Origin of the sequence: Roseobacter sp. OBYS 0001, assembly GCF_019654895.1 — a bacterium.
Taxonomy (GTDB): domain Bacteria; phylum Pseudomonadota; class Alphaproteobacteria; order Rhodobacterales; family Rhodobacteraceae; genus Roseobacter; species Roseobacter litoralis.
This window is the reverse complement of the sequence record NZ_BPES01000001.1, coordinates 435597-447482: the sequence shown is the minus strand read 5'-3', so window position 1 is coordinate 447482 and position 11886 is coordinate 435597. Positions and strand designations below refer to the sequence as shown.

19 protein-coding genes are annotated in these 11886 nt (G+C 61.7%); 18 read left to right on the top strand and 1 reads right to left on the bottom strand.

All coding sequences use genetic code 11. The features are described from left to right. Nucleotides 1–69: 69 nt before the first annotated feature. The 11 genes from K5Q35_RS02190 to K5Q35_RS02140 all read left to right on the top strand — a co-directional run bounded on the left by K5Q35_RS02190 (nt 70) and on the right by K5Q35_RS02140 (nt 5055). Nucleotides 70–447 (top strand): helix-turn-helix domain-containing protein, encoded by a 378-nt coding sequence (locus K5Q35_RS02190; RefSeq protein ID WP_220798264.1) that lies wholly within the window; start codon nt 70–72, stop codon nt 445–447. Next, the gene (locus K5Q35_RS02185) at nt 444–899 is read left to right on the top strand and encodes a gp16 family protein (protein ID WP_220798263.1); all 456 of its coding nucleotides are present in this window, start codon (nt 444–446) and stop codon (nt 897–899) included. Before K5Q35_RS02190 ends, K5Q35_RS02185 begins: the two co-directional genes overlap by 4 nt. Beyond that, the gene (locus tag K5Q35_RS02180) at nt 896–1150 is read left to right on the top strand and encodes a hypothetical protein (protein WP_220798262.1); all 255 of its coding nucleotides are present in this window, start codon (nt 896–898) and stop codon (nt 1148–1150) included. The genes K5Q35_RS02185 and K5Q35_RS02180 overlap by 4 nt, the downstream gene beginning before the upstream one ends. Continuing rightward, nucleotides 1147–1509, top strand: a complete 363-nt coding sequence (locus K5Q35_RS02175) for a helix-turn-helix domain-containing protein (RefSeq protein ID WP_220798261.1) — start codon at nt 1147–1149, stop codon at nt 1507–1509. Before K5Q35_RS02180 ends, K5Q35_RS02175 begins: the two co-directional genes overlap by 4 nt. A gap of 108 nt (nt 1510–1617) precedes the next feature. After that, nucleotides 1618–2526: a lysozyme gene (locus K5Q35_RS02170; protein WP_220798260.1), complete on the top strand. Its 909-nt coding sequence runs from the start codon at nt 1618–1620 to the stop codon at nt 2524–2526. A gap of 4 nt (nt 2527–2530) precedes the next feature. Next, nucleotides 2531–3043, top strand: a complete 513-nt coding sequence (locus K5Q35_RS02165; protein ID WP_220798259.1) for a hypothetical protein — start codon at nt 2531–2533, stop codon at nt 3041–3043. Between the two features lies 1 nt (nt 3044). Next, nucleotides 3045–3449, top strand: coding sequence for a hypothetical protein (locus K5Q35_RS02160; RefSeq protein WP_220798258.1), 405 nt, complete (start codon nt 3045–3047; stop codon nt 3447–3449). After that, complete coding sequence (locus K5Q35_RS02155) at nt 3449–3889, top strand: hypothetical protein (protein ID WP_220798257.1); 441 nt, start codon at nt 3449–3451, stop codon at nt 3887–3889. The genes K5Q35_RS02160 and K5Q35_RS02155 overlap by 1 nt, the downstream gene beginning before the upstream one ends. Continuing rightward, entirely contained in the window at nt 3886–4200 is a 315-nt protein-coding gene (locus tag K5Q35_RS02150) for a hypothetical protein (protein WP_220798256.1), read from the top strand. The genes K5Q35_RS02155 and K5Q35_RS02150 overlap by 4 nt, the downstream gene beginning before the upstream one ends. A gap of 1 nt (nt 4201) precedes the next feature. After that, nucleotides 4202–4759: a phage protein Gp27 family protein gene (locus K5Q35_RS02145; protein ID WP_220798255.1), complete on the top strand. Its 558-nt coding sequence runs from the start codon at nt 4202–4204 to the stop codon at nt 4757–4759. Next, on the top strand, nt 4756–5055 hold the full coding sequence (locus K5Q35_RS02140; protein WP_220798254.1) for a DUF6527 family protein: 300 nt from the start codon (nt 4756–4758) through the stop codon (nt 5053–5055). The genes K5Q35_RS02145 and K5Q35_RS02140 overlap by 4 nt, the downstream gene beginning before the upstream one ends. A gap of 11 nt (nt 5056–5066) precedes the next feature. Here K5Q35_RS02140 and K5Q35_RS02135 read toward each other — a convergent pair whose 3' ends face one another. Further along, entirely contained in the window at nt 5067–5600 is a 534-nt protein-coding gene (locus K5Q35_RS02135) for a hypothetical protein (RefSeq protein ID WP_220798253.1), read from the bottom strand. A gap of 86 nt (nt 5601–5686) precedes the next feature. On the opposite strand from K5Q35_RS02135, the gene K5Q35_RS02130 reads away from it, so the two are divergent. The 7 genes from K5Q35_RS02130 to K5Q35_RS02100 all read left to right on the top strand — a co-directional run bounded on the left by K5Q35_RS02130 (nt 5687) and on the right by K5Q35_RS02100 (nt 11882). Continuing rightward, the gene (locus tag K5Q35_RS02130; protein ID WP_220798252.1) at nt 5687–7399 is read left to right on the top strand and encodes a terminase large subunit domain-containing protein; all 1713 of its coding nucleotides are present in this window, start codon (nt 5687–5689) and stop codon (nt 7397–7399) included. Beyond that, nucleotides 7399–7617: a hypothetical protein gene (locus K5Q35_RS02125; RefSeq protein ID WP_220798251.1), complete on the top strand. Its 219-nt coding sequence runs from the start codon at nt 7399–7401 to the stop codon at nt 7615–7617. Before K5Q35_RS02130 ends, K5Q35_RS02125 begins: the two co-directional genes overlap by 1 nt. Further along, a complete protein-coding gene (locus tag K5Q35_RS02120; protein ID WP_220798250.1) occupies nt 7617–7907 on the top strand; it encodes a hypothetical protein in 291 nt (96 codons plus the stop codon). The genes K5Q35_RS02125 and K5Q35_RS02120 overlap by 1 nt, the downstream gene beginning before the upstream one ends. Before the next feature lie 65 nt (nt 7908–7972). Then, nucleotides 7973–8800: a DNA adenine methylase gene (locus K5Q35_RS02115; RefSeq protein WP_220798743.1), complete on the top strand. Its 828-nt coding sequence runs from the start codon at nt 7973–7975 to the stop codon at nt 8798–8800. Nucleotides 8801–8951: 151 nt separating this feature from the next. Continuing rightward, the gene (locus K5Q35_RS02110) at nt 8952–10577 is read left to right on the top strand and encodes a DUF935 domain-containing protein (protein ID WP_220798249.1); all 1626 of its coding nucleotides are present in this window, start codon (nt 8952–8954) and stop codon (nt 10575–10577) included. Beyond that, nucleotides 10570–11379 carry a phage minor head protein gene (locus K5Q35_RS02105; RefSeq protein ID WP_220798248.1) on the top strand — a complete coding sequence of 270 codons (810 nt, stop codon included), beginning with the start codon at nt 10570–10572 and terminating at the stop codon, nt 11377–11379. The genes K5Q35_RS02110 and K5Q35_RS02105 overlap by 8 nt, the downstream gene beginning before the upstream one ends. Beyond that, entirely contained in the window at nt 11376–11882 is a 507-nt protein-coding gene (locus tag K5Q35_RS02100; RefSeq protein WP_220798247.1) for a phage virion morphogenesis protein, read from the top strand. Before K5Q35_RS02105 ends, K5Q35_RS02100 begins: the two co-directional genes overlap by 4 nt. Nucleotides 11883–11886: the final 4 nt, after the last annotated feature.

The following is an 11886-nucleotide window of genomic DNA, read 5'->3' as shown; positions in this document are numbered from 1 at the left end:
GATGCCGCGCAAAGGCATCTGGGTTCTGTGGGCACAGCTGCACGATCAGCATATCGCGGAGCTGGCCGCATGACCCAAGTCACCCTCGCAGAGGTCCAGAAAGCCACGATTGCATACTTCGGGATCACGCAAGAGATGCTGCTGACACCCAAGCGGCACGCTCGCTTCGTGATGTACCGGGCGGTGGCCTACCGGGTGGCCCGCGATCTCACACATCAAAGCCTGGTCCAGATCGGGCTGGCCTTTGGCGGGCGCGATCACACGTCGGTGTTGCACGGCCTGAAGTGGCTGGAGAAGAGGCGCGATGAAGAGGTCGAGGCCGCAATCATCGCCATCAAGCGCGCTGCCAAGAACGAGGCATCCCATGCGCGACGCCATGTGATCCGTGCACCCTTCAAAACCGTGCGCAAACCGCGCGCGCCCCTCTTTATCAGGAGCGCATCGTGAACAACGCCCTGCGCAAGATGATCCATGTGGGCTGCCGCGAGCTTGGCATCGATCAAGACAGCCGCCGCGCCCTCCAGCTTGAAATCTGCGGCAAGGCCAGCATGTCGGACATGGACGAGGATGAGATGAACGCGCTGCTGGCTCGGCTCAAGCGCGATGGCTTTAATCCAGCTTCAAAGGCCCCTTCAAAGCGCCCTGCCGCCCCACGTGCCGATCTGCGGCTGTGTCACGTGCTTTGGCGCAAGCTGGGAGAGGCGGGAGCGCTGGACAGGCCCGGACGCGCCGGTCTCAACGCCTTCCTGCGCAGCCAGTTCGGCGATGCCTGGGGATCCGTGCCGGTCGATATCGACATGCTGCGCGATCCCGACCAGATCAACGATGTAATCCGCGCGCTCAAGGCGTGGGGCAAACGCGCCGGGATCGACTTTGATTTCAGGCGGACCGGCAAATGAAGACGCCCCGCGATATCGTATCGGACCACGCGGTCCTGCGCTATCTGGAGCGGGTCTACGGCGTGGACATCGATGGTGTGCGCGCGCGGATCACCGAAATCACCGCCGAGGGGCGTGAGAACGGTGCCTGTGGCATCAAGGCGGACGGTGTGAGCTACAAGATCAGCAAGAGCGGGCGTGTGGTCACCGTCCACGGCGTGAGCGCGCCGCTGAGCAACCGGGCCCGTCGGTGGCAGCGGAGGCGCAAATGAGCATTACCCCGCCCGCCAATGTGAAACCCTACGTCGATATCCTCGGCGAGGATCTGGCCGTTGAGTTTCTGCTGAACTTTGGCGGGGCTGAGCTCTACATGCCAACCAATCCGGGCGGTGGCAGTCGCGTCGCCAAATTCGTCGGCCTCGAAAAAGCCCGCGCGCTGGCGGAGGCCTCGACCAGCCTGAAAGCCCGCGTGCCGACACCCCGACGCTGGATCGCGCAGGCGCTGCGATCAAAGGGCTTGCCCGTGGCAGAAATTGCCCGCAGACTGCACGTGTCCGACGTGACCGTGCGTAAGTACATCGCCGATGTACGCAGCGATCCGGGCGATCCCCGTCAACTCCCCCTGCTCTGAAAACCTCTCTCTGCAACAGGCTTGCGGATGTATCCAAACGCTCTGCGCCGTCATCTTGGACGTGTAACGCGGGCGCGCCGGGCCCCGTGTCATTTCCGGGGTCAGATCATGAAAACAAGTGCAGAAGGCATCGCATTTCTGGAACGCCACGAGGGCGTCGTTCTCAAGGCTTACCTCTGCCCCGCTGGTCACTGGACAATCGGCGCAGGGCTCACCAAAGCCACGGGCATCATCACACCTAAAGCGGGCATGAAGATCACCCGGCAAGAGGCCAGCGCCCTGCTCGCGCAAGCCCTGTCTGGCAATTATGAACCCGGCGTCGCGCGGCAAATGCCCGGTGCCAACCAGCATGAGTTCGATGGCGGCGTCAGCTTTCACTTCAACACCGGGCAGATTGCCAAGGCCTCGTGGGTCAAGGCGTGGCTCGACGGAGATTGGGGCGAGGTCAAGCGTCGCATCAAGCTCTGGAAAAAAGGCGGCGGGCGTGTCCTGCCCGGTCTGGTGCGACGTCGCGAGGAAGAGTTCGATCTGATTGCACATGCCAGTTACGGCAAAGAGGTCTCCCAGCGCGTCGAGCCGCGCCTTGCACGCATTACGCTGCCTTTGACACAGGACGAAATCGGCACGTTGCGCAAAGAGCTCAAGCTGCTCGGGTATGATCCCGGTGACAATGTGCTGGGCGTCGCGGCGGGTGCTGCGGGCGCGTTTCAGCTTGATCACGGCCTGACAGTCGATGGCATCATCGGGCGCGCCACCCTGTCAACGCTGCAGCGCCGGATCGACGCGCGCGCCAAGGTCAAAACGAACACCGCAGTTGCCGGGACGGGCGCGGGCGCCGCCGGAACCGCCGGAGCTACGGACACCATCCCTGTCGATCAGGCAATCTCCGCCATGGCCCTTGTGGCGGGCTGGGGTCTGCTGCTCGCGCTGTATCTGGCGTGGTCCTACCGCGACGTCATTGCCGCCAAAATGGCGCATCGCTTCCCCAATCTCGCCCGCAAACTGAGAGGACACTGATCCCATGAGCATGGCTCTAGTTTCACTCGCCGCCCAGATCGGCGCGCCCATGGTGCGCAAGCTGCTCAGCGACCGCATCGGGTCGGGCAACGCAAAGCTCGCCGAAGAGGTCGCCGGGGCCATTGCCGAGCGTGTCGGTGTCGCGCCGGATCAGCTGGAGGGTTTCGCCGCAAAAGAACCGGAAGTCGTCATGTCGGCCATCAAGGAGGTCGAGGCGATGACGCCGAACATGATGCAGGTGGCGCTCGCTGAAACCCAGACCCGCGAAGCGTTGCTGCTTGCGGAAACCGCACGCGGCGGATGGCAGGCAGCATGGCGACCGGCGGGCATGTATCTGATAGGTTTTTTCTGGCTCTGGAACATGGTCATTCTTCACATCGCAAATGCCGTGTTCAAGATCGCGCTGCCGCCCACGGATTTTGCGATCCTGTTGCAGATCAGTGCGGCCTACATGGCGCTCTACATGGGCGGGCACACCGCCAAGGACGTGTTCAGAAACCGGAAAGGTGCGCGCTGAGATGGGGTTTGAACAAAACGCCCTGACCATCGCGAGCCATTTGACGATGATCGCCGTGCTGATCGTGCTCGTGGTGCGCCTTGTGCTGGCCGGGGCCAATAGCATCGCGTGGGAGGCGCTGGGTCACGGTCTGACACCTGCGCTGGCCATCGCCTGCGTCGGCTTGATGCTGGAGCGGACCTATTATGTCCTGGCACGGATCGTGAAGCCGCATGGCGTCGATCTGTGGAACCTGCATCCGGCCCCGGAGGTGCTGTCCTTTATTGTCGGCGCGGGCTTGTTCGTCGTCTCGATCCCGCTGGTGTTCGTCAAATCACCGACACCGCGACAGGGCTGGACGCGGATCTCGGTCGAGGCATTCCTTTTTCTGTGCCTCTGGGCACTTCTGGTCTGGGTCTTTTACTGATGGACGAGGCGACTTGGGTAGACGCATTGCGCAGTGTCGAGATGGTGGTCGGTCTGATCCTGACCTTTTTCGGGGTGTCCTCCGGCATCATCTTCTGGGCGCACAAGCGTATGAAATCCGTGGCAACCGATGCGGTCGAGAAGGCCAGCGGAACCAGCAGACACATCGCGTCTCAGGTCACCGAGATCGAGCGCGACGTGGAGCATATCGGCGACGAGCTGCAGCTGGTCAAGAACGACGTCCACTCTCTCTCGCGGCGCGTTGGCGGTGTGGAGAGGTCGATGGAGACGGTCGCGCGCCAATCCGATCTGGCGCGCCTTCAGGTCGAGGTCGCGGGCCTCGCGGGCAGCGTCACGGCGGAGCTGCGGATCCTGTCGGGCATTCTGCACACATTCCGGGAAAGCGCTTTGCGCGCTTCAGATGAAGGGAAATCAAAATGAACAGTTGGCGGGACAATGTCGCACAGGTCGAAATCGAGAAACGCCGCTGGGCCGTGCTCAGGCACCTTGAGGACAGTAAACCCGCGCGCAGCCTGAATGCGGATATCCTGTTGATGGGGTGCCGCGCTGCCGGTCTGCCGACCACCGAGGACCAGATGAAGGAGACATGGGCGTGGTTGGAAGAGCGCCGCTTTGTCGAGCGCACCAATCTGGGTCCGATGGAAGTGGTCACCATCACCTCTGCCGGGCGGGAGGTCATTCAGGGCCACAAGGTGGTTGAGGGTCTCATCCCCTTCGGGCTGGATATCTGAGATGCCGCCGCCCAAGAAACTGGACCTCGTGCCGGAGGAGTTGATCGAGCGCCTCAAGCGGATGCTGGCGGATCGTGGTTTTAGTGACATCGTTGAGGTCACCGAGGAGTTCAACACGCTGCTGGAAGTCGATGGCATCTCGATCCGCGTGGGCAAAACGGCGGTGGGCAACTTCTCGAAGATGCTCAAGGACCAGCGCGAGGCGTTTTCCATGGCGGAGACCTTGCTCAGCGACATGGACCTAGAGGCCGAAAGCGACATGCACCGCACGTTGCTGACCATGATCGCCACGTCGGCCATGCAGATGATGCGCTCGGTGCGCGAGGGAGATGGCCACCTGCCCGCCAGTGATCTGATGAACCTCGGGCGGATGCTCAAGGATCTGATGGGGTCCACAATCGCGCGCGAGAAAATACTCGAAGATGCCGAACGCAAGAAAGAGCGGCAAATGGGGCTGGAGATGGCTGCAGCGGCAGCCTGTGATACCGCGCGCAAGGTGGGCATGTCCGAGGAATTGGAGAACCAGATCAAGGCCAGTATCCTGGGGATTGAAGTATGATCCGGGCCATCGCGTTTCACGACTTTGAGGAGTTCAACGACACCAGGCAGGCGGGCAGCTTCCACCTGTCGAAACCCAACAGCAACGGCTGCCACGATTTCTGGTACTGCTGTCCCTGCGGGTGCCGCTGCGTCACAGCGCTGGTCGTGGGTCGCGAGTTCAAGCCCGATCTGGTCGGGCACGCCACATGGAACCTGTGCGGACCTGAAGGGTCCCCGACCCTCAAACCCTCCGTTAATCATGTTGATCACTGGCACGGCTGGCTGCGTGATGGGTACTGGGAGGTGTGCGCGTGACGAACCAGCGTTTAATAGCCAGTCGTGTTGTTTATGCCGCTGCGTGGATCGAAGTCGTAATCAGTTGGTGCGGGATCTTCACGCGCAAATTCGAAGGTTCTGTTGCAGTTTCGACAAACGAAGTAAGTCTCAAATTTTTCCATGGGCAGATACACTTCCTCTTTCTCAAAGCAAACATAACAAACAGTCGAAGGATAGCTGCCAGTTTCATCCGGGTTTCGGAGCTGCATCACGGTTCCACCAGCCTCAAAGTCTCGCACTCTGTACAGATTCCGTTTTTCTTCTGCCGCATCGCTACTCTCTGCGGTTCGTTTGATCTCAAGAAGCTTCTCACGCGCTTCCTGAAGCGCCTCCCGGTGTGTCAGGTTATCGTCGCGCAAATCCTGTATCAGTTCTTTAAGTGCCGTGACGTCTACTTCGCTGCCGTCAGACTTACCGCGCAAAAGGTCTTGGATGGCCTTGATCGTCCCCGCACCTGTTTTGACGGTCTTCAGCCCTGTATCTGTCGCAGCAAGACCCGCAATGATGGTCGCCAGTTCAATCATTTAGAATCATCCTTTTTTAAAGTGTTCATCAGCTTAGTCTGTTTGATACCGTCGCCAATACCAAATCCGATCTATCGAGCGTCGCTATGAACGCCCCCGTCTCCAAGGAACAATGGGAGTTTCAGCGCCGCGAGGCGATGGACGTCATGGACGATCTGGCGGGCAAGGTGGACACCGATACCAACGGGCTGCCTAAGGTCCTGCTGCCCTACCAGGCGAAAACAGTGGGCCTGCTCGATACCGTCTCGACCAAGGTGCTCTTCGTCGAGAAATCCCGCCGGATCGGTTTGACCTGGGCGCTGGCGGCTTATGCCGTGTTGCGCGCCTCGCGGCCCAAATCCCGGCGCGGCATGGATGCGATGTATATTTCCTATTCACAGGAGATGACCCGCGAGTTCGTGGACGCCTGCGCGATGTGGGCCCGCGCCTTCAACATTGCCGCCTCCGAGGTCGAGGACGGCCTCTTTGAGGAAGGCGACACCGACGGCGACAAGTCGATCCAGACCTTCCGCATCCGCTTTGGCTCCGGCTACCAGATCAAGGCGCTGAGTTCCGCCCCGCGCGGTCTGCGCGGCAAGGAGGGCGTGATCATCATCGACGAGGCGGCATTTGTTGATGATCTGGGCGAGCTGATCAAAGCCGCCATGGCCTTCCTGATCTGGGGTGGTCAGGTCATCGTCTGCTCGACGCATGACGGTGCCGACAACACCTTCAACGAACAGGTGCAGGACATTCTGGGCGGACGCCTGCCTTACCAACACCTCAAGATCGATCTGGACGATGCGCTCAACGACGGGCTCTACATGCGCATCTGTCTGGTCAGCGGTACTGAATGGACGCCCGAAGGCGAAGCGCAGTGGCGACAGGACCTGATCGACTTCTACGGCGATGGCGCGGACGAGGAGTTGTTCTGCGTCCCCTCGATGTCCTCCGGCTCGTGGATCCCTGCCCCGTTGATCGAGGCACGCATGACAGCCAAGGCCCCCGTGCTGCGGCTGGAACTGCCGGGGGATTATCTGCACCTCGACAAGCTGGCGCAGAAAAGCCTGATGTCGCCGTTTCTGGAAGAGCTCGAGGAGGTACTGGGCGGATTGGACATGGATCTGAGCTATGCCGCCGGGTTCGACTTTGCGCGCGTGGCCGACCTGTCCTGTCTGCCGGTGCTGGCCATCGAGCAGAACATGAAACGCACCGAGGCCTTTTCCATCGAGATGCGCAACGTGCCGGGCGACGAACAAAAGCTGGTCGTGGGCATGGTGCTCGACCACCTCAAGGAGCGCCTGCTGGGTGCGGCCTTCGATGCGACCGGCATGGGCTGGACCGTGGCCGAGGACATGGGGCGCAGGTTCGGCCTGCGAGAGGACGAGGAAGGTTCCGGTCTGATCTGGGCCATCAAGTTCACACAGGACTGGTACCGCATCCAGATGCCGCCTTTGAAAACGGCCTTTGAGGACGACATGATCGCCATCGGACCGGATGAGGATCACCTGGGCGACATGCGCGCCGTCAAGGTTGTGCGCGGCATCCCGCGCGTGCCCGACATCCGCACCAACGAAAAGGGCGAGGTCAAGGACAAGAAGGGCAAGAAGCGCCACGGCGATTATGCCATCGGTCTGGCACTGGCGCATTTTGCCTCGCGCATGCGCTGGGTGGAATACGGCTACCGCGCCGCGAGCAGCTACGGACGCCACCAGCGTGCCGAAGGCCGCATGTCCATGACACCGCGCCGGGATCGCGACATGCCCCGGAAGGACAGATATGCCGGACCGCTGGGCGCGCGGTTGCGAGGAGGCGTGTAATGCCGGGAAAATACAAACGCAAATCAGCATCTGGCATTATGGTCTCTGGCCGCGACGGAGACTGGGTTGCATATGACGGCAGCCGAGTTGGGTATGGACCCCACAAAGTGCATTTACTCATGGGCAGTTGGCATAACCTCTACAAGGTTGAAGCGGCAAAAGGGCGAACACCTTTTGAAGCAATGCAGAGATTTAAGCGTTTGAAGGGTGATCTCTGATGCCCTTTTCCCAAGAGCGTGTCGATGCTGCCTACAAGTTCTGGCGGTTGCTGCCCTATCACGAGCGCACTGAGAAAGAACTGCGCATATGCCTCAAGCGCCATGGTCTCGTGGACATCGATGCCGCCGCCTATGCCCGCGACCTGATCGCGAAGGCCACCGATCTTGAGCCGATGAATTCACCCACATGCCCGGTGCTCTTGTCCACCTGGTACCGCATTATCCCTGCGCCTGAAAGCGAAGGGCCAGCGGCTGTCTCACCAGCCACCGACACGGGGAGCAACCAATGACCCCCGCCGACCAGCAAACACATGTGGTCGCCTTCACCGGGCGGCGTAACTGGGAAACCTTTCACATGAATGAACGCAACAGGGCCAAACCCGTCGCCCCCTATATTGGCGGCAAGCGCAACCTCGCCAAGCGGCTCTGCCGCGTCATCGATGCGCATGATCACGTGACCTATGCGGAACCCTTTGTCGGTATGGGCGGGATATTCCTGCGCCGCGCCCAACCTGCGCGGGCCGAATTCATCAACGACCGCAGCCGCGATGTCTACAATCTGTTTCGCATTCTTCAGGAGCATTATGTTGCCTTCCTCGACCTCTTGCGGTTCCAGATTACGACGCAGACCGGGTTCGAGCGGTTGCTTGCCGTGGATCCCGAGACCCTGACCGACCTGCAGCGCGCAGCGCGGTTTCTCTACCTGCAGCGCATGGCCTTCGGCGGCAAGGTCGACAAGCGCACATTCGGAGTGTCACCGGATCGCACGGCGCGGTTCAACCTGACCACACTGGAACCGGACCTCGAGGCGCTCCACACGCGGCTCTCCGGAGTCACGGTGACCAATCTGGATTATGCCGCCTTCATCGCGCGCATCGACCGGCCCGGCGCGCTGTTCTATCTCGACCCGCCCTACTTTGGCTGCGAGGGCGATTATGGCAAGGACGCCTTTGGCCGGGAGGATTTCGCCCGGATCGCCGACAAGCTGAAAACCCTGAAGGGTGATTTCATCCTGTCGATCAACGAGACGCCCGAAATCCTCGAGTTGTTCGCCTGGGCAAACATCGAACCGATCAAGACAACCTACTCGCTGGGCCAAAAGGCCAGCACGGAGGCGCATGAGCTGATCATCACCTCGCTCGATCTGGCGTGGGTACAGGCGCGACTGGACCGGCAATCATGATACATCCTGCGTCGCCCTCTTCTTCCAGTGCGAAAGTCGCAGCCCTAAAGACAGCACGGCGCGCATTGCAACACCGTTGGAGTTCAGAGATTTGCTGATCGTGATGGCACGGTCTGTCAAAAATGGAATTGCTATTTGAAGGAGCCTTTAAATGGCCAATAAACCCGTCATCTACGACCACTACGGCAGACCGATGCGCCGCGCTGAGCTGAAGCAGGAAGTTGCCGCCCCCACGCTGGGCGGTGTGCGCTCGCCGATCACCAGCTATCCCGGTGACGGGCTGAACCCCTATCGGCTGGCGGAGATCCTGCGCGCGGCGGACCGGGGCGACCCGATCCGCTATCTTGAGCTGGCCGAAACCATCGAGGAGCGCAACCCTCACTACCTTGGTATTCTTGGCACCCGCCGCCGGTCTGTCAGCCAGCTCGACATCACGGTGGAGGCCGCGACCGACAGCGCCCAGGACGAGCGGATCGCCGAGACCATCCGCAACTGGCTCAAACGCAAGGAGCTCGCGCTGGAGCTCTTCGACATTCTGGATGCCATCGGCAAGGGCTACAGCTTCACCGAGATCATCTGGGAAACGTCCATGGGACAGTGGCGTCCACAAAAGCTGGAATGGCGCGACCCGCGCTGGTTCCGGTTTGACCGCACCGATCTGGCCACCCCGATGCTGCTGGATGACAACGGGCAGGAACAGCCCTTGCCCGCCTTCAAGTTCATCGATGCGCGCATGAAAGCCAAATCGGGTCTGGCGCTGCGGTCGGGTCTGGCACGGATCGCCACGTGGAACTGGATGTTCAAGGCTTTCACCGAGCGCGACTGGGCGATCTTTACCCAGACCTACGGCCAGCCCCTGCGGGTCGGCAAGTGGGGGCCCGGTGCGTCCGAGGCCGACAAGGACACGCTGTTCCGGGCGGTCTCCGAGATCGCGGGCGATTGTGCGGCCATCATACCCGACAGCATGGCCATCGAGTTTATCGAGAGCGGCAACGTCGGATCGAGCACGGATCACTACGAGCGGCGTGCGGACTGGCTTGACAAGCAGATGTCCAAGGCCGTGCTCGGCCAGACCGCAACCACGGATGCAGAGACCGGCGGGCTGGGGTCCGGCAAGGAACACCGCGAGGTACAGGAAGACATCGAGACGGCGGATGCCTGCGCGCTCTCGGCGATCATCAACCGCGATCTGGTGCGCCCGTTCGTGGATCTGGAATACGGCCCGCAGCAGAATTACCCGGTGCTCAGCATCGCGCGTCCGGAGCCAGAAGACATCGCCGGTCTGACGGATGCGCTGACCAAGGTCGTGCCCTTGGGTCTGCGGGTGGGCACCAAGGGCCTCTACAAGCGCCTGGGCATCGAGGAACCGGGCGAAGAGGAGGAGATTTTGAGCCAAACCGCCGAACGTGCGCCGGATGAAACGGGCGCAGATGGATTTAAAGCCGATAGCGCCATTCTTAAACGGTTTTCCGGGGCGTCAGGCAATCCTGCGGCCCTTGAGGCGCTACAGGCCTCCACCGCGCTGAGAGCGGCTAATATCGCGCCCACGCCGGATGGTGATCTGAGCGACCGGCTGGCAGAAGAAGCCGCCCCGCTCATTCAGGGCATGATCGAGCAGCTGGAGGCGATGATGGCAGCCGCCGGATCGCTGGGCGAGGTGCGCGAGATGTGGCTTGCCGCCTACCCCGATCTGGATGCCTCCGCCTTTGCGGAACTACTGGCCGATGCGATGATCGCGGCGGAGGCTGGCGGGCGGGCCGAGGTCGCGGATGGCTGATCCCGCGCTGCGCGCCACGTTCCGGCAACCCTTCAAGGAGCAGGTCGCGGCCTTTCGGCTTCGGCTGGGCGATCTGGTGCCCACGTCGCGCTGGGACGATATCAGCCGCGCGCAGCACGACCGCGCGTTCATGGTGGCCGGAGCGACCAAGGCCGATCTGCTGGAGGATCTGGGCGCGGCCATCGACAAGGCCATTACCGAGGGCACGTCGCTCGAAGAGTTCCGGCGTGATTTCCGCACAATCGTCGAGCGGCGTGGCTGGCACGGCTGGACCGGCGAGGGAACCGCAAAGGGCGAGGCATGGCGCACGAAGATCATCTACCGCACCAATCTGGCCACCACGCGCGCGGCGGGGCGGCATGCGCAGCATTTTGGCGGCGCGTTCAAATATCTCGTCTATCGTCATTCGGGTGCCGAGAACTATCGCCCGGAGCATCTGGCGTGGGACGGGTTGATCCTGCCGGTGGATCACCCGTTCTGGCGCACGCATTATCCGATCAATGGCTGGGGCTGTGCGTGTTTCGTGCGCGGCGCGCGCACTTTGGCCGGGGCCATCCGTGTGGGCGGCAAGCCTGATGTTAAGCTGCCCGCGAACTGGGCAGCCCCTGATCCGCGCACCGGCGCGCCTGCGGGCATCGACAAGGGCTGGGACTATGCACCAGGTGCGAGCGTCGATGATACGATCCGCGCGCTCAAGCCCAAGATTGACGGTCTGCCGGAGCGGATCGCGTCCGATCTGCTGACGGAATGGCTCAAGCGCGGCGACTGGGGCGACTGGATCGAGGAGTGGTTCAACCGATGACCGGATACAGTGTCGAGATCAACGATGCCGAGATCGAGGCGGGGCTGCGCGAGCTGGGCCAGCGGTTGTCTGATTTCACGCAGCCCTTCGAGGTAATCGGCGATCTGCTTGAGGATACGACCGAAAAGCGGTTCGACGAAGGTGTCTCGCCAGATGGCATCCCCTGGGCCCCGAAGTCACAGACCACAATCGATGCATATGAGCGCAAGGGGTTCGCCGTCGATTTCCGCCCGCTCTTTGGTCCGAACCTCGACACGCTGCCTTTGCGCAAGAGCTTTTTTCACGATGCAGGCCCCACCACGCTGGAGATCGGCACCAACAAGGTGCAGGCGGCAGTGATGCAGTTCGGGGCCGCCAAGGGTGCGTTCGGAACAGATGCGCGCGGCGGATCGATCCCGTGGGGCAATATCCCCGCGCGCCCCTTTCTCGGGATCTCGGACACCGATAGTGTGGCGATCCTGCAGACCATCGAAGAATGGCTTGAAGAGGCGGTCGACGATTGACCGC